Annotated in this window: 17 protein-coding genes; 3 read left to right on the plus strand and 14 right to left on the minus strand. The window is 43.5% G+C overall.

The annotated features are described in order from the left end of the window. Positions 1-2: 2 nt before the first annotated feature. Positions 3-2,345: a carbohydrate binding family 9 domain-containing protein gene (locus PN836_RS10730; protein WP_395338187.1), complete on the minus strand. Its 2,343-nt coding sequence runs from the start codon at positions 2,343-2,345 to the stop codon at positions 3-5. A 276-nt stretch (positions 2,346-2,621) separates the two neighbouring features. On the opposite strand from PN836_RS10730, the gene PN836_RS10735 reads away from it, so the two are divergent. Next, on the plus strand, positions 2,622-2,975 hold the full coding sequence (locus PN836_RS10735; RefSeq protein WP_395338189.1) for a DUF4870 family protein: 354 nt from the start codon (positions 2,622-2,624) through the stop codon (positions 2,973-2,975). A gap of 74 nt (positions 2,976-3,049) precedes the next feature. Here PN836_RS10735 and PN836_RS10740 read toward each other — a convergent pair whose 3' ends face one another. Together PN836_RS10740 and PN836_RS10745 are read right to left on the minus strand one after the other, a co-directional pair. Further along, on the minus strand, positions 3,050-4,198 hold the full coding sequence (locus PN836_RS10740; RefSeq protein WP_395338191.1) for a methyl-accepting chemotaxis protein: 1,149 nt from the start codon (positions 4,196-4,198) through the stop codon (positions 3,050-3,052). Positions 4,199-4,720: 522 nt separating this feature from the next. Then, a complete protein-coding gene (locus PN836_RS10745; protein WP_395338192.1) occupies positions 4,721-5,371 on the minus strand; it encodes a CIA30 family protein in 651 nt (216 codons plus the stop codon). Positions 5,372-5,867: 496 nt separating this feature from the next. On the opposite strand from PN836_RS10745, the gene PN836_RS10750 reads away from it, so the two are divergent. Next, positions 5,868-7,376, plus strand: coding sequence for a sulfatase (locus tag PN836_RS10750; protein ID WP_395338195.1), 1,509 nt, complete (start codon positions 5,868-5,870; stop codon positions 7,374-7,376). A 132-nt stretch (positions 7,377-7,508) separates the two neighbouring features. Here PN836_RS10750 and PN836_RS10755 read toward each other — a convergent pair whose 3' ends face one another. The 6 genes from PN836_RS10755 to PN836_RS10780 form a co-directional block, all read right to left on the minus strand. After that, a complete protein-coding gene (locus PN836_RS10755; protein ID WP_395338197.1) occupies positions 7,509-8,852 on the minus strand; it encodes a sensor histidine kinase in 1,344 nt (447 codons plus the stop codon). Beyond that, positions 8,836-10,188, minus strand: a complete 1,353-nt coding sequence (locus tag PN836_RS10760) for a sigma-54-dependent transcriptional regulator (protein ID WP_395338199.1) — start codon at positions 10,186-10,188, stop codon at positions 8,836-8,838. The genes PN836_RS10755 and PN836_RS10760 overlap by 17 nt, the downstream gene beginning before the upstream one ends. 43 nt (positions 10,189-10,231) lie before the next feature. Continuing rightward, on the minus strand, positions 10,232-11,443 hold the full coding sequence (locus tag PN836_RS10765; protein ID WP_395338201.1) for an ABC transporter permease: 1,212 nt from the start codon (positions 11,441-11,443) through the stop codon (positions 10,232-10,234). A gap of 10 nt (positions 11,444-11,453) precedes the next feature. Continuing rightward, positions 11,454-12,776, minus strand: coding sequence for an ABC transporter permease (locus PN836_RS10770; protein ID WP_395338203.1), 1,323 nt, complete (start codon positions 12,774-12,776; stop codon positions 11,454-11,456). Position 12,777: 1 nt separating this feature from the next. Then, positions 12,778-13,533: an ABC transporter ATP-binding protein gene (locus PN836_RS10775; RefSeq protein ID WP_395338205.1), complete on the minus strand. Its 756-nt coding sequence runs from the start codon at positions 13,531-13,533 to the stop codon at positions 12,778-12,780. A gap of 97 nt (positions 13,534-13,630) precedes the next feature. Further along, the gene (locus PN836_RS10780) at positions 13,631-14,899 is read right to left on the minus strand and encodes an efflux RND transporter periplasmic adaptor subunit (RefSeq protein ID WP_395338207.1); all 1,269 of its coding nucleotides are present in this window, start codon (positions 14,897-14,899) and stop codon (positions 13,631-13,633) included. A gap of 411 nt (positions 14,900-15,310) precedes the next feature. On the opposite strand from PN836_RS10780, the gene PN836_RS10785 reads away from it, so the two are divergent. Further along, a complete protein-coding gene (locus PN836_RS10785) occupies positions 15,311-15,967 on the plus strand; it encodes a hypothetical protein (RefSeq protein ID WP_395338209.1) in 657 nt (218 codons plus the stop codon). A 54-nt stretch (positions 15,968-16,021) separates the two neighbouring features. Here PN836_RS10785 and PN836_RS10790 read toward each other — a convergent pair whose 3' ends face one another. The 5 genes from PN836_RS10790 to PN836_RS10810 form a co-directional block, all read right to left on the minus strand. Next, a complete protein-coding gene (locus PN836_RS10790; RefSeq protein WP_395338211.1) occupies positions 16,022-16,720 on the minus strand; it encodes a 4'-phosphopantetheinyl transferase family protein in 699 nt (232 codons plus the stop codon). Between the two features lie 286 nt (positions 16,721-17,006). Next, positions 17,007-17,609 (minus strand): hypothetical protein, encoded by a 603-nt coding sequence (locus PN836_RS10795; protein WP_395338213.1) that lies wholly within the window; start codon positions 17,607-17,609, stop codon positions 17,007-17,009. A 10-nt stretch (positions 17,610-17,619) separates the two neighbouring features. Next, positions 17,620-17,769 carry a hypothetical protein gene (locus tag PN836_RS10800; RefSeq protein WP_395338215.1) on the minus strand — a complete coding sequence of 50 codons (150 nt, stop codon included), beginning with the start codon at positions 17,767-17,769 and terminating at the stop codon, positions 17,620-17,622. A 57-nt stretch (positions 17,770-17,826) separates the two neighbouring features. After that, positions 17,827-18,492: a helix-turn-helix transcriptional regulator gene (locus PN836_RS10805; RefSeq protein WP_395338217.1), complete on the minus strand. Its 666-nt coding sequence runs from the start codon at positions 18,490-18,492 to the stop codon at positions 17,827-17,829. An 11-nt stretch (positions 18,493-18,503) separates the two neighbouring features. Beyond that, positions 18,504-18,755, minus strand: coding sequence for a hypothetical protein (locus PN836_RS10810; RefSeq protein ID WP_395338218.1), 252 nt, complete (start codon positions 18,753-18,755; stop codon positions 18,504-18,506). Positions 18,756-19,312: the final 557 nt, after the last annotated feature.

The following is a 19,312-nucleotide window of genomic DNA, read 5'->3' on the forward strand; positions in this document are numbered from 1 at the left end:
CGTTACGGCAGCCACGCGTAGCTAAACTTCATAAACAAAGACTGATTGTCATTTACGAGCTCGGTTAAATCATCATCGTCGAACGCCGACTGGGAATAACCGACAAAAAATCGAGTGAACGGGTTGAGTGTATAGGAGTAAAGTAGCTGGAAGCCCAGATTTTTGCTTTTTTCATCCACCTCGACCGAATAATTATCTTGATTGCGATCTATATCTGAAAAGTTAACGATTAAGCGTAAAGACTGCAAAGGGTCAAACTGATACGTAAAACGGGTGTCAAACAAGTTGGCCACGAACAAACTTTGATCATCGGCATCAAGCTCGCTGTAAGTATGATCAAAGCTAACGCTGAAATGTTTGCCTAGATTCAAATCAAAACCATTTTCAGCGAACACTCTGTCTCCCAAGCGATTATTCACTAAATCTACCCTATCGCCCACGCTCCAGAAAGTGTAGAACTCAATGAGAGCATTAGGCTGCATTTCAAAAAAAACGTTCGTTTGCGTTTCTTCGAATAAGGTTGTATTGCCATCAATATCTAAGATAGAGCTGTCGTGTCGCAAGCCCGTTCGGTCGCGATTGACTACTCGAATCTCAAAATAGCTTTGCAAATCAGCGCGAATCCCAATTTGCGCCTCTAGTTCTCTTTCAAGCAATTCATCATTATCGTTATGTGTAATATCCCAGTCACCGCTTAGTTGAATGCGATTCCACCAGCTGTCTTCATTCCACCACCGATACCCACCGCCGAGCACGTAACGCTGGCGATCTGAGGTATTGCTAAAGCCTAAGTCTGTTCGTGTATCTGCGTCATCCACAATGCGACGTGCACGCAGAAAGTAGTCTTCATTGTCACGCTCATAAAAAATGCGATACGAAATGCCCGATAGAGTATCATCGCTTTGTACACGCAATGCAGACTCTGAAAGGTCATCTGGCGATTGACAATCATCGTCACAAAAATCACGGAATAGATCTTGTGGATAGTCGGTAAGTGAATGCACAAGCTGAACGCGAAGCGTATCTTGCTCGCTTAAAAGGTATCTTGCATCTAGCGCATTGACAATATTTTGATAATTGTCAGAGTTTCTTATGGTGCTGACCACTCCCATCGACAGTGCGTTGGAGTAATCGTAGCGATAGCGCCCCGCAAAGTTGACGGAGTCCTCTTCAAGCGTAGCCACAGATGATCCTAAATTACCCGGTACCAAGAAGCTTGTGGAGCTATCATTGGCGACAAATACGCCCACACTGTGTTCTTGCATTCGCCCTGTAAGCTTTGCTCCATAGTCAGGGGCATTAATGTTCCGCGTGTATACTAAATTTTGTATCGAGGTGAAGTAATCCGCATTTTCCACAAAAAATGGGCGTTGCTCAGGAAAGAACAGCGCGAAGTTATTATTGATATTTAGCTGCGCCTGATCGGCTTCAACTTGCGAAAAATCGGGGTTGAGCGTACCTGAAAAAGTAAGCTCAGGGCTAATGCCCCAATTTACATCAACGCCAAATTCCTGATTGTTTTCCTTGTCCCACTCCATGCTTTCTATTGGGTCGCGTGTTCTAGAAACACCAGCCACAAAAGTAGGGACAATTGCGAGATTTTGACCTTGCTTAGCACTGGCAAAGCCGGTTAAATCTCCCATCTGACAAAGGTTACATGCATTGTCTCGGTCAAAAGGCACATGCGAAATGCGATAACTATCGGCACGTGGATAAAAGCGAACAAACTCAATGCCCCAGGTTTTGTTATTGCTCGATTCTTCGAAATTCATAAGGCGTAAGGGAATACGCATTTCAACTACAAAGCCATAATCGGTAAGTTGTCCGGCTGACTCCCATATGCCATTCCAACTGGTACTTTCGTTGCGGGTCATCTCATTTTCAACCGAATCTGTTTGCACACCCAGCGGATTGACAAAGTACTGGTAAGCCAAACGTCCATCGTTAAAAGTATCTATCTTTATGCCGACGAGGTCCTCTGAGAAGCTGCGATCTCTATCCCGTAAAAAAGCTCTTATCTTTTCAGGTTCAGGATCGTGCGCAACAAACAAGATCAAAAGCTCAGTACCGTTTTCAAAATACTTTACCTGAGTACTCACCGGTGGAAGTGCGTTTTCAAATGGTCGCGTGACGTAGTTTAACGACACACTGGCTGCCCCTTCCCACTCTTGCTCGCTGTACTCGCCGTCGATGCTAATCATATTTTGGCGATTCGGAATATCAAAAACAAAATCTGCAAGATTTAAGCTGCGATCATGTCTAGCTTGAACAGATACTGATTGCCCAGAGATAGAATTGTCTGATCTTGCCTGTTGTTTTCCGCCGGTGCTTGTCACTGCAGACACGATCTCAACATTCAGCAAAAAAACACAGAAAAAAATTGTGAAGCGATGAAGTTTCATTCAGGTAGTATCTTTTATTGCGCGAGTTAGAAGTGTGCCAAGGTCATACCATGGCTATCGTTAATACGTTTATCGGCCACAATAATATCTTTATAAGCTGTTCAGCGCTATAAAATGACGCGTACAAAGTCATCTTACCAGCACGCATTCGTTGTCTTTGTGCTTGCATCCCTTTCCAAATTTCATATTCTAACTCATCCATCCCAAAAAGGACTTTTTATGACTGACCCAGTAATCCAGCAAGACGGCGACACTTCGAACATGGCGAAATTGGTATATATCCTCTATCTCGCCAGCATTGTAGTGGGCATAACAGGCCTCATCGGTGTAATTATCGCTTACATACATAAAAGCCAAAGCGCTTTATGGTTGCAATCTCATTATCAATTTATAATACGCACATTTTGGATTGGATTACTGTTCAGTATTGTCGGTGCACTGCTCACAGTTGTCCTAATTGGCTTTTTAGTGTTGCTGTTTTTAGTGGTGTGGCTGATTATCCGATGCGTGAAAGGTTTTCAGTATCTGGAGAAAAGAGAGCCGCATCCCGATCCAACAACGTGGCTGTTTTAATCTAAGCACATTACACAAAAGGGTAGCTTGAAAAAGCTACCCTTTTGATTTTTGAAAAATGTAGAACGTGACACTTACTGCTTTGCCAACTCATCTAAGGCATGCATGAGTTGCTCACTCGCATTTTCCATTTCTTGTAACTTACTTAAAGCAAGCTGCATATCATCTTTCATAATTGCTTCAAGCGCAGTCGAACCGCACTGATGAACTTTCTGATGCGGACGCTCTATCGCTTTAAATGCGGCCGATTTTGCAATCTCATTTTGGCTTTGAGAAGCGTACCATTTACCTAATCGACAGCTGTGATGATCAGATAAATCCTCCGCCCTCTTGTTACCAATACCACTTGCAATTGCATATACATCTGATTTCCACACAATGTGGTCTAACTTTACCGTCTGAACGAAGGTTTCGTGAGAAGATACAGAGATGGTTGAAGTAATCGAGTCGCACTTGCTAACAATCGCTTGATAGTGGCTATTTAGCTGGTTAACACCCTCTGATAAGCTTGCATTGTTGCCACTTATTTCATCCACCGAGCCTACTGCAGACTTTGTCGAGGTTAGAATACTTGAAACCAGTTCTGCAACTTCACTAGCCGACTTATTAGTTTCAGTGGCTAGCGTGCGCACTTCATCAGCCACTACGCTGAATCCGCGGCCTGCATCTCCTGCTCTTGCGGCTTCAATTGCCGCGTTTAGCGCGAGCAAGTTAGTTTGATCAGATATGTTCGTAATCGTCGAGACAAAAGTATTAATGCTGTCGGCAGTATCAGAAAGGCCGGTGATACTGCTTGCCATACCGCCCATTTTAAGCCCCATCTGGTCCATCGAACTCAGGATTTCTTGCAAAGCAGTGGTTGACGTTGCAAATAACTCATTCACCTGTTCAACTGACTGGGTTTCTTTATCAATGCGCTCAAAAGACTGCAAAACCGTTTGCCTCACACTATCTACTTGCTGCATAGAGTTGATCACGCACTGCAAAAGCTGATTTTGATGTTCGCTGCTCTTTAAGCTCGATGTATCGTTAAGCTGTGAATTAAGCAGGGCACTTTCTTGCTGCAGAACGGTATTTTCTTGCTGAAGTGCATCAAGCTGTTCTTTCAGTTGCTTGTTATGTTCAACAACTTCACGATGCTGACTGGCTAAAACAATCATTAATTCTTCTTCCTCATCTTTGGTGTGCGTCTTATGCCGTTTCTTGGGCGTGATGCTGGGCATCTGTATAGAGTCTGCTTAAAGCACGTTCAATGCCAAATTGATCATATGTTTAGGATTTATTTTGACGCCATGTAGAATGCGCCCTTGAATCGATACTAGGGTGTACTAGACGGGGGTTTTAAAACGGAAAGATATGACCGGTGATCGTTTACCGATGTCGAAAACCTGCCCCCAGTAATATCGATATATCAACCTTTGTCATGAATTTGACGCGTGGTGTTTTGACGCATAGAACATTGGAGCGTGTCGCATTAATACTGTCTGACCCGTATCAAAAGCAATAGAACATGAGTAAGGATAATTCACCCGAACTCTGGATAATTAACCTCAACTCGGGATAAGCGATAGTGCAAATGTTTGTTTTAACGATGTATTTAATAAATTGTCACCAAGTAGTGATAAAAACGTGACGTGCAAGGCGCAAAAGAGACGTAATAGTTATTCTATTGCTCGCTTTTGCAACGCAGTAATTCGCGTTTTTATCGCTGCTTGGCGCTGTCGCTTATCCCGAGTTGAGGTTAATTAAAGCGTCGTTGCATTTTGCTCTATACGTTTTAATTTAAGCGCAAAGGCGCCCGTTTTTTTATCCGCCAGCATAAAGCCAAGTTGCGCTATATCGTCGAACTGCAAAGGTGGAGCATCGCTCACTAAACGACCGCGAAAACGAGGCACAAAATCTGATTCAGTAAAACGAATAATACTCGTTTCACCTTTTTGAGTGCTGAAGCTGGCCACATATGCTACACCGTCTACAAAACGATTGGTGCGCAGCCTAAATTGATAGTCTCGGCCATCGCCTTGTACTTCAATGGACATGCGTGTGCCACTTTGCCAATCGGGGTTATTGTACACTCGACGTATGGATGCAAACCCGCCATTGTTTTCTAATGAAAGCATGCCATCAAAGACTAAGTATTCGCCATCGCCCGCAATTCGCGCGCGCGAACGCCCGCCCATTACCGTATCGTTCACAATGACCCAATTATTCAACTCTGCATCACTTGTAAAGTCGATAGAAACATTTGCATTTGTACTGCTAGTGTTATTCTTAGCTTGCATAAAGGTTGAATAGTCTGAGACCCAAGTGTTTGTTGTGAGTAAATTGGCATAACGCTCATTTGGCGCAATCAATAAGATTAGGCTTAAAACAGATATGACAATTGTTAGATACATTCTGCAGTCCAGACAAGTTAACTTAATACCGATTAGGGCATGTTGATCTTTGCTGTATGAATTTTGTGCGCTCTGTGTGTTCATCGATCGCGGCACATGCTCGCAGGTGCAGTGTATCTGCATCAAGAGCATGTAACAAAGAGCGGTGGACACACAGAGCGTACCCTACGGGCAGCGCTTGTGCACCATTTATACTGCATCATCGCAATTTTATGTAGATGACTACACTTCAATCGCGCTTCTTTGTCTAAATAGCGCACAAACTGCTGCAAAATCATACAGAAAAGATCAACACGCCCTAATAAGAGCAAAGTGAAAGAATCGTTCACTACTGGGTGTTTATCCTTCACTAAGCTCTTAATATACAGGCGTGCTTCAGCGTATCGTCAAAACTAGGGCTCATCACATTTTATAAACTGAAATTGTGTTTACTCAATTTACTTTATTGTTAAGCGCGCACAGACTAAAGGTCAATAATCATTAAAGGTTATCGTTTATGCATTCAGTGCGTCAGTTATTTATGTTTAGAATATTCACATTAAGCTCGATACTTGTGATGGCGGCATGTTCACCCTTAAAACAGAGTGAACAGCTTGAAGAGGCGTCAGTGGCGTCAGCCATATCTGAACAGGTCAATGACAAGAGCGACACTGCACCTGCGAACATCGTATTAATCTTAACTGATGATCAAGGGTATGCTGATACATCTTTATTTGGACAGGACGCATACGCCACTCCCAATATAGACAGTATTGCCGAACAAGGCGCGATGCTCACTCAATTTTACGTTGCGCAGCCGGTATGCAGCACCTCGCGCGCAGCGTTGCTAACGGGCAGCTATCCAAATCGCATTGGCCTTGCTGGCGCGTTGTTCCCTACACCACTCACTGACGGACCTGCTATTGGACTTAATCCTGATGAAGAAACGCTAGCGGAACTCTTGCAAGAACAAGGATATGCAACTGCCCTTTTTGGTAAGTGGCATCTGGGCGATGTTGAAGAGTTCTTGCCAAATAATCATGGCTTTGACGAATATTATGGCATCCCATATTCAAACGACATGTGGAGTGCTAACGCTAACCCTAGCTATCCCTTTGATGCACTACCTGTCATCAGCCAAAATAAGGTGGTTAAAACCTTAACAGATGACCAGTCAAACTTAACGGTAGAACTCACTGAAAAAAGCGTCGAATTTATCGAGAAAAATGCCGAGCAACCCTTCTTCATGATGCTTGCACATCCACAGCCTCATGTTCCTTTGTTTGTTTCTGAGCGCTTTAGAGGCAAATCGGGTGCGGGGCTTTATGGTGATGTCATCATGGAAATTGACTGGTCTACAGGCGAAATACTGAACGCACTTGAAGCTCAAGGACTTAACGACAATACCATTGTGATCTTTTTGGCAGACAATGGCCCATGGCTAACTTATAGCAACCATGCAGGATCCGCTGGCGATTTGCGCGACGGTAAATTCAGTGTTTACGAAGGCGGTGTGCGCACGCCAATGCATATTAAATGGCCTGCTCGCCTGGCGGCAAATACGAAAATAGATGTTCCTATGATGAGCATCGATTTGCTGCCTACTTTGACTAAACTTGCCGGCGCGCGATTGCCTAAAAAAGAAATAGATGGAAAGGATATCTGGCCTATTATCAGCGCCGTGCAGTCAACACCTGCACATGAAGCGTATTATTTTTATACACGCGAAAATGACTTGAGCGCGGTGCGCTATGGCGATTGGAAGCTGGTGTATCCACACGTACGCAATGTAGTGCTGGAGGCAGGCAGTGACGGCAATAGGGGAAAAGATGAATTCCCAATGTTTGACGAAATGCAGCTGTTTAACATAGCAAAGGACCCTGGTGAAACCAACAATGTGATAGATAAACATCCCGACATTGTCATCACCATTGAAGCGCTAGCGGACAAAATGAGAGCCGAATTGGGAGATAACCTTCGAGATGTAAAGGGAAGTGAAAACCGCCCGATTGGACGTTTGGAATAGCGAAACACGCTGAGGTGAATAGCATCTTATTGGCACCTTCTATCGGATGCTATATAGCAAACTGCTAGCATGATTTTAATCCTTGGTTTCCATTTATAGTTCACTGTCAACAAATTGGAGAAAAGGTTTGAGTCAAAGCATAGGCAAGGCCACTTTCACCTCAAGACCACCTCCCCCACGGTTGTTCAGCGCAATCTGACCATGATGCGCCTCAACAATTTCCCGGCATAAAGCCAAACCTAATCCAGTGCCCGAGCTTTTGGTTGAATAAAATGGAATAAGCACAGAGCTTAGCTGCTCGCTAGGGATGCCATGGCCTGCGTCTTTAACGGTAATGACAAGCTGCCTGAGAATTGGCTCAGGCTTGATTGTTACCGCTATGCCAGAAACATCGGAGCCAGATTCATGTGCATTTTTGAGTAGATTGATTAGCAATTGTTCTAGCTGCGGTCCATCCCCATGCATAATCACATCTTGATTAACATCATAGTCAAACTGCCACTGCACGCGAAGTTTTGCTAAGAGCGATTTGCTGCTCAGTGCTTCAATTTTAGGCTCTGGAATTTTGGCGAATTTACCATAGCCTTGTACAAACTGATTCAAGTGTGCGATACGATCGTCAATGGTATAAAAAACGCGTTTTAGCTTATCAGAAACGGCTTTTCCAGAAACACTCTCATCCTCTTTTTGAAGTTGTTCACTGAGTAATCTACCGCTATGAAGCATGGAGGAAATAGGACCCAAACTGTTATTTAACTCATGGCTGATGACACGTATTACTTTTTTCCATACCGCCACTTCCTGACGGCTAATTTCACGGCTCATGTGTTTCAAAATGAATAATCGATGGGACTGATTGTTCAGTAAAAAATGGCCAATCGTCATGTGCCAAGTTTGTGCCGCTTCGTTTTCAGATTCACGAGAATCTAAGGTGAATAAACCCTCTCTGGCACTTTTTATAACGTTTTGTGCGCTTGGAGAAATCGTATCGAGCAAGTCTTCAAGAGACTTACCTTCAATTGCATGTTTTGCATGAAAAAACCGTCGAGCCGCTATGTTGCTGAAGACTACCAGCCCTTCATCGTTTACCAAAAACAACGTTTGTGGAGAGCTTTGAGTAATTTTATCGAGCAATAGCTCGCGTTGATACAGCCAATGTTTTTCTGTTCGAAGGTGGGTCACGGTCTCGTTGTAAAGCTCGCACAAATGTCCAATTTCATCATCAGACTTTCTGGCAAGTGTGGTTGAGAACTCCCTGTCTTTTAGGTTAAGTAAGCCAATCTCAAGGGCATCTAAGCCTTCTTTTACATCTTTGAAAAAGAATTTAGCGATTGCCAATGCAACAACCAGCATCCCGGTGGAGCCTGCTATCATGAGGGATACATCCAATTCTGCGAATAAGAACATCGGCACACAGGCTAAGAGACTTACCAAGGAACAAATACAATACAAGCGAGTACTAATATTCAATTTCATATTTCGCTAAACGTCGATAAAGAGCCTGACGACTCATCCCAAACTGCCGAGCAACTCTTGCAATTACGCCCTCGTGCATGCGCATAGCTTGTTCAAGCGCTTCTTTATCTGGTTCATTTACCTGCCTTCTACCAGCGTCTTCGTGTACGTTGTGCCTGTTTGCTGCACTGGCCAAGTCTAAAAAGTCTTCGGCATCAATTACGCCCTCAGGCTTGAGCACAGCAACACGTTTGCAGGCATTTTCAAGCTCTCTCACATTACCGGGCCAAGCGTGAGCAAGTAAAATATTCTCGGCTGAATGGCTAATAACACGATCAGGTAAAAAGTGTGACACAAGGGGCATAATGTCGTCCACTCTCTCACTGAGGGCAGGTAGATTTAGCTCAATCACGTTTAAGCGATAATACAAATCTTCGCGGAATTCGCCGTTTGCAATTTGATCTAGCAAGTTTGCATTGGTAGCCGAAATGACTCTCACATTCACACTTTGAGTTTTCACCGAACCTAAACGCTCAAATTGCCCTGTTTGTAATACTCGCAATAGCTTGGTTTGCCCTGCATGATTCAAATTGCCAATTTCGTCTAAAAACAAGGTGCCACCGTCTGCCGCCTCAAATCGTCCAATTCTCGCTTTACTGATCCCAGTGTATGCGCCTGCCTCTGCACCAAAAAGCTCAGCTTCCATTAAGTCACTGGGAAGTGCGCCGCAGTTTACTTTTACAAATGGCATATTCTTAATCGCTGAATGAGCTTGCACTAGCTCGGCGATTTTCTCTTTACCTGAACCATTTGCCCCCGTAATCAGCACGGATATATCAGATGGAGCCACTTGAATTGCCATATCTACAACCCGCTGCATCGCCGCACTTGCATACACAAGACCGATGCCTTTGGCTGCACTTTTAGTATCATCAAAGGTCTGCTGAGTACGCTTTAACTGCTGACTTTGCTTTTTGCTGCTGCCAAGCTCAATCAAATTGTTAATAGTGGTAATGAGTTTGGCGTCATCCCAAGGCTTGGCAATATAGTCTGCCGCCCCCGACTTAACCAACTCTACCGCCTGCTCCAAGTCTGTCCATGCAGTTATTAAAATAATAGGCAGGTCGGGTACGAGCTCTCTGAGAGCGTTAAACAGACTCTTTCCTTCTTCACCGGAAGTAGTGTCTCTGGTGAAGTTCATATCTTGAATTACAAGCGAGACGCGTACCTGATTCACAAGAGAAAGGGCTTCTTGTGGCGTCGTTGTGGTGATCACTTCAAATCCATGAATTTCAAGTAAAAGCGACATCGCCTCAAGCACCGCGCGTGTGTCATCTACGACTAATATTTTACTCATCTATTTTCTCATTTTTTATTCGTTCTAAGTAATATTGAGAAAGCTAAACACTGCGAGTAGCCACGCTTGGCGATATGCTCGCTGCCTTGGTAGCAGGGAAAAATACCGACGTTAAGCTAACAACCAAAACAAATATAGCAGTAGCAAAGACATAGGTGTTATCAAGCGCAGGTAGCGAATAAAGCTGCAGCAAGAATTGCCCGAGGTAAATCGCACCAATTGCCCCCAAAATCAGCCCCATAGTGCAAATCAGAACATTTTCGATGACAAAGTAACGCACAATGTCGCGCTTTTTAGCGCCAAGAGCGCGCCTTGTGCCAATTTGCTTGGTGCGTTTATTAATATTAAATACGGTTAGTCCGAATATGCCAAGTGCTGTAACCAATACCAGAATGATGACCAATACAACAAGCATGCGCATCATCAGTGTATCTGAAGCGTTGTACTCTTGCTTGGCGACATCGAAACCACGCAGGTTTGTCACCACTCGTTCGTTGTAATTGTTAAGAATAAGCTCTTCAACTTGCCCCATTATTGCTTCGCGCTGTCCAGGTTCTGTACGCACAACCATTTTCTGAAAATTTAGCTCAGAGTTCATTGGCATGATGATATATTGATCAGACGCACTATCGCGTAACCACGGCCCTTTCATCTTTTCAACAATACCGATTATTTCCAAAGGAAAGGGGCCAAAGTATATGGTCTTGCCAAGCGCAGGCTCATCCTCAAACATTTTCTGAGCAAAGGTACGCGACACAATGCCCACCGTAGGCACGCCATCCTCAATTTGGTCATACTGGATCACAACATCCTCTTGCGTAAAATTGCGACCTTCTGAAACATTCAGCCCTAAACTTTCAAGCGCGTTTTCGTCTCCAAAGGTGTAAGAGGCCCTTACCGACTTGTGGTCATCTTCACTTGGACCATCCATAAAATTACCTCCCGATCCGCTTCCCGATAAAGGCACTTCACTCATATGCGCCGCATTTATTACGCCTGGAAGCTCACGCAGACTTTGCTCATCGTTTTGAATCTGCTGCAGCTTATCAATGTCGCTTCCGTAAGTCATGATGGTGAAACTAAAGAGGTCTTGCTCGGGATAGCCTGTTTCTTGATTAAGATATTCCAAGCGATCTGTGATGATAAACGCCGCATTACTGACGATCGCCAGAGTAATAGCAATTTGTACCAATAACATCAGTGCGCCTGCTTTGGAGCGACAAAGCGCATTAAAAATAGGTTTAATTTCTAACATGGTATCACTCCTATTGCGTTTTTAAGTAGATGGCAGGCGCAGTTTTACACACCAAATAGGCTGGATATAATCCCGCCAAAATGCACGCCAGCACTGAAATAACGGGCGCGGCGAGAAGCATTGATATATCCATGGTAGCTAGCGCGCTGTAGTATTCATAGGTTTGGCGCACTCCCCAAAGACCAAGCTGCGCAATGCCAATACCAACAAGGCCACCGAAGATACCCAGCATGCCTACTTCAACTAGATGCTGTGCGAATATTTGTCTTTTGCTGGCGCCAAGAGCACGCCTTACACCGCTTTCTGGTGCTCGTTTAAGAAACTTGCCAAGTAACAGACCTAAAATATTGGCCAAACAAACAATCAAAAACATAAAACTCAGGCCGACTAAAATTCGATTATCTTCATCGACGACTTCGTTGTATTCAAGCCACTGGCTAACATCCCGAATAGCGTAGCGAACACTTTCACTCTCGAATCTGCCGAGCTTTTCCTGCTCAATCATATAGGCGTTTATATATTCAAAGTATTGCGCTAACTCCTGCTCGTTTGGTATTTCTGCCCAAAACTGTATCCACCATAACTCCGAGTTAAGTCTGTCTTGATAAGTCAGTATTTCCTCGTATTTCCAGCCGTTGGTATTTCCCCATGTGGGCAGCTCCAAAGCAGGTAAAAGGCTAAACGGAATAAATACATTCTCGGTATCATTGAACGCACCGTTGGTCAGGTCGTAGTACTTAATGTGGATATCCCAGTGTGCAATTACACCGACAATTTCAAAACTGGTCTCATCCAAATAGATAGATTGACCCACCGAGTTCTCGCCACCAAAGAGTGTTTCGTTTAGCTCCTGACTGATAACAACCACGGGCGCAGCGCCTTCTTCTTGGAGCGCGCTCCACGCGCCTCCATATAGAAACTTGATTTCAAACATCTCAAAAAAATCATATCCAGTGGCGCGTGCCGATTCGAGCATCGGTTTTAGGCCTTTTGAATCTGCGTCATCACCCAGGTGCAAGGTAAAGCCCGTTCGCATAGACGGTACCTTTCGTTCTGGAATATCGGCTTGATACAATGCCATCGCATCTTTATAAGTAATATTCCGATTCCAGTTATTTTCATTTGAAAACTCGTCATCGTCAGCCGTGGCTAATTGCACGGCAAATAACTGTTCACTTTTGTTTGGGATAGGATTAGAAGCCATCATGTGATAAACCGACAAACTGGTCATGGTAATACCAATGCCTAGCGCAATTGCCATCACCATCAGCAGTGAAGTAGATGGCGTGCTTTTAAAGCTTCTCCACGCCATATCAATATAATATGCAAACATATTAAGCCCCTTGGTGTGAGGTAGATGCGCCGGCAATGGCCGCCGTTGAACTTGAGCGCAGTTCGCTTGCGCCTGCTTGCGGCTGATAAAGTGTAAAGTCAGCCAACTGACCATCCACTACTTGTATGTTTCGTGGTGCGCGCCGGGCAAGTTCAGGGTCGTGAGTTACCATGATAATGGTCGCACCCTCTTGATTAATCTGCTCTAAAAGCTCCATTACTTGACGTGCCATAAGACTGTCTAAGTTTCCCGTTGGCTCATCCGCTAACAAGAACCTCGGCTGCCCTGCTAATGCACGCGCAATAGCAACACGCTGCTGCTGACCGCCAGAAAGCTGCTGAGGCAAATGCTTAGCTCGGCTGCCAAGGCCAACTTTTTCCAAGCACTCTTGGATGCGGCGCTTGCGCTCACTCGATTTAATACCACGATATCTAAGCGGCACTTCAATATTTTCGTAGAGATTTAAATCAGAAATAAGGTTAAATCCCTGAAAGATAAATCCAATTTTTTGATTACGTAAGTCGGCTCGCTGATTGTCATTAAGCTCCCCAACATTCACGCCATCCAATGAGTACTGACCGCCACTGAAGCTCTCCAGCATGCCTGCAATATTCAAAAAGGTGGTTTTGCCTGAGCCAGAGGGGCCGGTCACAGCGATAAACTCACCTTCTTCCACCTCTAGATTAAAGTCGCGCAAGGCATGAGTTTGCACTTTTTCGGTTTGGTATACTTTGCTGACATTCTTCATTGATAACATGTGCATTTCCTTGTTCGTTATATGTTTGGTGTTAGTTGCTTCGCTTCACATATGTCGCAATACAGCTCTTTTGTCGCGAGAAGCAGCGAATAATTTATTAGTTTAAAAGCAAGCTTTCTGAATCTATGAACGCTTCGTAGTTTGAGATGATGATTTGGTCATTTGGATTTAGGCCAGCGAGTATCTCAACTTCTCTCACGCTCACGGCGCCAATTTGAATATCGATTTTAGTGGCGATATCACCTTCAACTCTGTATGCCACAAAACCACCTGACTGCACGAAGCTACCGCGGCGCACTTTCAGCACGTCCTCTTTATTCTCTAAAAGGATACGGCCTGATACCTGTTGGTTTTGACGAATCCCGCTCACCTGCTCTGAATCAAAGCGAACGCGGGTAATAACCTCTCGATTGCTAACTTCAGGTGATATGCCCGACAACACTCCCTCAATCACGCGACCTTGTGCAGTAATTTGCACTGGCATGCCTAAAGCAAGTTCATTTGCATAGCTTTCTGATACATTTAACTGCGCTTCGTAGGCCGAGAGGTCAACCAAGGTCATTAGGGCCTGATTTTTATTCACTAAGGCTTGATTGGTGGTCAATAAATTACCGACGACACCTGTAACGCTTGCGGTAATGTTCAGATCGTTGATTTGGCGCTGGAGGTCTTGCACAACCAAGTCTTGACGTTCAACTTTTTGCTTGGCATTTTCTAATTCAAATTGCAGAGTATCTTTAGTCAGGTCAACCTCTTGCTGTGCATGCTTATAGGTAAGCTTGGCGCGCGCTAAATCATCAATTGCTTTTTCTAAATCAATTTGGCTAATGAGGTTGTTGACAATAGACGCTTGGGCACGGCGCTCCTCTCGATCAGCGGCTTCCAAATCCACTTTTGCTAAGTCCAAAGATTTGGTTAGCTCTAGTGCCTGTTTGCGAGATGCAAGTTCCTGACGAGATAATTCTCCTTGTAAACGAACAAGCTCAGACTGGTGCTGCTTTAACTGATTGTCAAGCTCGGGAGAATCAACGCTGGCAACCAATTGCCCTGCGTCAACCTTATCACCGGCTTTCACCATTAGGGTCACAAACCCTTGCTCAGGGCTGTATAGCTGAGGAGCATTTGCCGCGACAATGCGACCGCTGGCAAGCACATCTCTGACGATATCGCCTCTTTCAACGGTTGCCAATTGAAGTAATTCTCTGTCGATGGAACGAGCAGCAGTGCCGGAAAAAGAAAGCGCATTCACACTTAGAATGCCAACAAAGGCAATTAGGGCAATCACCGCGACAATGTTGATGTAATTCTTTTTGGATAGTTTAGTAGATGAAATATGTTCATCTGTCGCGCTGGTGTCTTTTATCATAATGAGCTTCCTTTTGCACAGTGCATGTTTGTCGCTAGCAAGGTGAATTGCTTGAATAAGCGCTACTTGAGAGCTGCATGGCTGCGCTAAAAATCAAGCCGAAAACGATGACAGAAATAGGTGGTATAAAAAAATAGAGAATTAGCATTTGGGCATCCTTTGACTAGCCTCGGTTTGCAAGGTGTACAATAGACTTTGCGATTAACATGCCAAGGTATAAATTATTGTTTTAAATGGACTTTTTATTATATCTGTTCGTAAATTGTGTCCGCGGACACAAAAAAAGTGTCCGCATCGGACACTTTTTGATGACTCCATGCATAGGCATTTGAGCCCGCAAAATAGTTTTGTAAATGCCCCTGAAGTATGACAAATTGAATGTATTGAAGGCTGTGCCTAGTTAAGCATGATATGAGCGACTACAAAAAAGAAAGTCAGTTTTTACTCTTACTCGATTATTTAAAGAGCAATCCCGGCATCGCGCTTTCTCTTTCTTATGCGCTTATCACCATGTGTGGCATGTTTTTCAGTGTTGGGTTTTATAGTCAGTTTGATATCAATATTCTGCAGTTTGCGAATTTTTCAGACTTGATGATTATTGGAATAGCCGACCCAACCGCCATTTTAACCTTTTTGGGCGGCGTGGTAATTGCGTACGCAACAGACCGCATTATGCAAGTCACCTACGATTCACAGCAAAAGTGGCGAGATAGACCAAAGGGCTTTAAGCGCTCTGTGATGCTGTTTCTAATTTATACGCCCAAAAAAGCCGCTACTGTGATGATGTTCTTAATTGCAATGTTTTTGATCTATGCATTTTTATTCGTATCCTGGTATGCCGAATGGAAAGGAAAACGCATCAAAACAATCGACAGCGGTCAGGTGCTCATTGTTACCGAAGATGCAAGCACATCAAAAGTAAGAACCTTGTTAGGTACCACTGCCAATTTCGTGTTCACCTACAATAAAGAGGAAGACGTGGCCGAAATTTATCCGGTCGAGAAGGTGATTTCGCTCAAGCCAAACCCTAATATCGATGATGAAAAACAAGCAGCTTCTGTGAAGTAAGGCGTACTGTAGCGAGAGCTTACTTACCCCACCAATTGACATAATATGACACTGTCAATTGTCATTTCGCATTTCAACTTCGCATGCAACCCTCACGAACTTTGAGCCAACCCAATAATCTACGAGTATAGTATCACCAGAACGCCATTTCTGAGACCAGTCTGTTGTAAGCTGCAACACTAATTGATTTTCGCTAATGTCGACAACACAAACATCTTTAAAATCCATAATTTTTTGACAATCGCGAAAGAGAGCCTTATAGAGCGCTTCTTTGCTGGCGAATGCAATTGTATAGTTGAGTTGTATCTTGGAAGGTTCTATTGACAGAAAGTTTCGTTCAGAGTGAGTCAAACATTGAGATGCAATGGTATCGACTAAACTATCATCAATCACTCTCTCAACATCTAGGCCAAGACTTCTTTTGACTTGAGCAGAATATCCACACCAAACGTGCCCACTACTATGGGAAATTGAACCTTGAAAACCCGAAGGCCAAATAGGGCTTCTGCCTTTGGAAACCTTAATCGGCAATTGCTCTACCATGAGTATTTTTTGCAATTGCTGGATAAGAAGTCTTCCTGCCAAAAACTCTGCTTGTCTTTTGACAACGGCGTTTTTGACTTCAAACGGTACATCAATGTTTGCGCTGTACCATAGTGTCGGAGAAAATTCCTCACGAGAATATTGAGCCGTTGCAAGCAGCCAGCCATGCCATTCGAAGACCCTTATGTTTTTTAACAGTGAAGATTGCAAGGTTGCCTCATATCAGCTAGTTGGGATCATTTTTTTAAAAGGAGTCTTCTTTTCGGTGTTTTGTTAGCTATTTTTCTCTTACTAATTAACCTCAACTCGGGATAAGCGATAGTGCAAGTGCATGTTTTAAATATGTATTTATTAAATTATCACCAAGTAGTGATAAAAACGTGAAGTGCAAGGCGCAAAAGTGATGTAATAGTCATTCTATTGCTCGCTTTTGCAACGCAGTAATTCGCGTTTTTAGCGCTACTTGGCGCTGTCGCTTATCCCGAGTTGAGGTTAATTAGTTCATCACGCTAACGGTAAACTCCATTCCTGGCTGAAGTTTCGCATTTGTTATGTCGTTGTTGTATATAATTCCAATTTTCTGTTCACAACACTCCGTTGTTCCCCTCAGGATTGTTGTGACCTTTCCGAGCAATACGTTTTCGCCATCTGATAATACGACAATATCGCTGATATCCAATTGGCGAGATAAGCGATTGTTTGCCTCAAAGTACAATTTGCTTTCAAAATGAGGGTTTTTAGCATATCCAACGCTATCGGTGCTGAAGCTTAACTCAGACAGTTGACCTGTCTCAAACAACGATACTTCCCTGTACGCGGCATCAGAATCAACATCCTGTTGGGCGTCAAAGTCAATTGTCATCTCAGTTGCGCTTGTAGACTTACCCAGAATCTTGTCAGACTGCGCTACAGTGCGAATGACCTTCTTTGTCTTATTAGGCTTGAAACCCTCAGTGCTGATACGAACGGTAGCGCTTCGTTTATCAAGCCATTTATTACCCACCAAACCGCCAAAATACGAAATCAATGCAATTATAAAACCTAAACTAACTATAGGATATGCAATTAGCGAGTGGGCATTTTTGTGCAGTTTCATCATTGTTTAACTTCTAGTTATCTGAGTTAAGGTCAATTGAATTGATAAATTCACCTACACTATCATTGTCAAATGTAAAATCTGACAACGCCTCTAAGCAGTAGTACTCTAGCTCGTTTAACTCATTTTGTTCATTAACCATAAAATCGTCTTGAATGTTCATGTCACTATATCCTCTGGTTACCATCGTTATCGTCTAAATCTGATGCGCAAACCACTCTTAAAAGTATCCCTGGAGCAGACACTTTGCGATAGCCTGTTGGCGATTAACGCTATCTGTTTTGTGTATACAATTATTTAAATGAAAATTAACAGTACGCTCAGTTATGTCCAAAATCCTCCCGATCTCCCAAGACGTCTTCCCTTCTGATGCCCAACTAATACATTCCATCTCTCGCTTGGTGATATGCGGTTTTTCGCATTTAAAGACACGGCAGTACGCATCGTAAATGTAGGGAAGCACAATCGACCAATACCATCCTACCTGTTCAAGCTTTGGTAAAATTTGTTGGTAAGCCTCACCCTTCAGACCAAAAATCACAAAGCCGCGCTCACTACCAAGACCTATAAACGGAAGAAGCAGAACACCCCCTAATTCGGTCCCCACCGAAAGCGTCTCGATTTCAGACGCAGTTGCGGTTTTCGGGAAAAAATCTGCTCCCTCTTGAGCATCAAATACTGGGTCTAGAACTAACCAGTCTTTTACCTGTGATGGAATTGCGCCGTACATGTCCGTTTTCTTTATCAAAGATGCAGCATGGCTATTTACAACAAGTCCTGACCAAAGGTAAGAATTTCGCTCGGACACCATGGTTAAAAAAGCATCCAAGCCTTGTTGTGATTCGACTTTTTTAAGTGCAGCAACATACCGTTGTATATGTTTCATATCCAACTCCTTTAGTGACAGAGTTGAGGTAAGAGTCTGCAGACAGAACGAAGCGTTTCCCTATTGTCGTCTTTATCTTCGTCATCGTCTTTAAACTCTATCCAAGTTTGTGAGACGGTCTCATTTATGTCCGCGCTCCCATGAGCATAAGTGGTCATAAATGAAGCAAAGACAAAGCATCCAATGAGTAGTGGCTTTACGAATGAATGCTTTACTGTTTCAACTTTAAGTGCTGTCTTCGTGTTCACATTTGTATTTTTCATAATTGCCTCCGGTTGATGTGGTAGCAAAAGTAATAAATTCACTTGTGAACTAAAAGAACTAAGGGAGGACTTTTTTGTGATATTTTCTCGAGGTTAAAAAATAAGCCTTGGTTTTATTTGGTTTCATATTGGTCACAAACATTACCATTACTTTTCAATTACTTAAAGAGATTATACGTACAATCGAGTTGAAGTTTGAAGGCGTAAAAACTTGGACCAACGATTTTTTTCAAACAAAAAACGCTTGCACAAGAGGATATTCTTAAGCAAATAGATACTGTTTTTGGTGGAAAGTAACGCGTTCCAAAGCGTATTTTGTGCTGTCTTTCTCAACACTTCAATCGGCGCACTTAGTAAGCTAAGTGACTTTTGTACATTCCGACCTATCGAATGGCTCCTTATTACGGCAAGTTAAGCAACAGTTTCAATTTCGCTATTCAACCACCTACCGATGATAGGCTTTCTATTGTTATAAAGGCGCGTTCTGCACAAGCGACGAACATTAGCGCATGGATAAAGGTCAGCTTATGACTAAAGCGTGTTGATCTTTGATGTAT

This window comes from Ningiella algicola, assembly GCF_028401415.2.
Lineage (GTDB): Bacteria > Pseudomonadota > Gammaproteobacteria > Enterobacterales > Alteromonadaceae > Glaciecola.

Coding starts and splice junctions, on each gene's coding strand:
- PN836_RS10735 (WP_395338189.1), top strand. CDS start 2,622: ATGACTGACCCAGTAATCCAGCAAGACGGCGACACTTCGAACATGGCG.
- PN836_RS10740 (WP_395338191.1), bottom strand. CDS start 4,198: ATGCCCAGCATCACGCCCAAGAAACGGCATAAGACGCACACCAAAGAT.
- PN836_RS10745 (WP_395338192.1), bottom strand. CDS start 5,371: ATGTATCTAACAATTGTCATATCTGTTTTAAGCCTAATCTTATTGATT.
- PN836_RS10750 (WP_395338195.1), top strand. CDS start 5,868: ATGCATTCAGTGCGTCAGTTATTTATGTTTAGAATATTCACATTAAGC.
- PN836_RS10755 (WP_395338197.1), bottom strand. CDS start 8,852: ATGAAATTGAATATTAGTACTCGCTTGTATTGTATTTGTTCCTTGGTA.
- PN836_RS10760 (WP_395338199.1), bottom strand. CDS start 10,188: ATGAGTAAAATATTAGTCGTAGATGACACACGCGCGGTGCTTGAGGCG.
- PN836_RS10765 (WP_395338201.1), bottom strand. CDS start 11,443: ATGTTAGAAATTAAACCTATTTTTAATGCGCTTTGTCGCTCCAAAGCA.
- PN836_RS10770 (WP_395338203.1), bottom strand. CDS start 12,776: ATGTTTGCATATTATATTGATATGGCGTGGAGAAGCTTTAAAAGCACG.
- PN836_RS10775 (WP_395338205.1), bottom strand. CDS start 13,533: ATGTTATCAATGAAGAATGTCAGCAAAGTATACCAAACCGAAAAAGTG.
- PN836_RS10780 (WP_395338207.1), bottom strand. CDS start 14,899: ATGATAAAAGACACCAGCGCGACAGATGAACATATTTCATCTACTAAA.
- PN836_RS10785 (WP_395338209.1), top strand. CDS start 15,311: ATGAGCGACTACAAAAAAGAAAGTCAGTTTTTACTCTTACTCGATTAT.
- PN836_RS10795 (WP_395338213.1), bottom strand. CDS start 17,609: ATGATGAAACTGCACAAAAATGCCCACTCGCTAATTGCATATCCTATA.
- PN836_RS10800 (WP_395338215.1), bottom strand. CDS start 17,769: ATGAACATTCAAGACGATTTTATGGTTAATGAACAAAATGAGTTAAAC.
- PN836_RS10805 (WP_395338217.1), bottom strand. CDS start 18,492: ATGAAACATATACAACGGTATGTTGCTGCACTTAAAAAAGTCGAATCA.
- PN836_RS10810 (WP_395338218.1), bottom strand. CDS start 18,755: ATGAAAAATACAAATGTGAACACGAAGACAGCACTTAAAGTTGAAACA.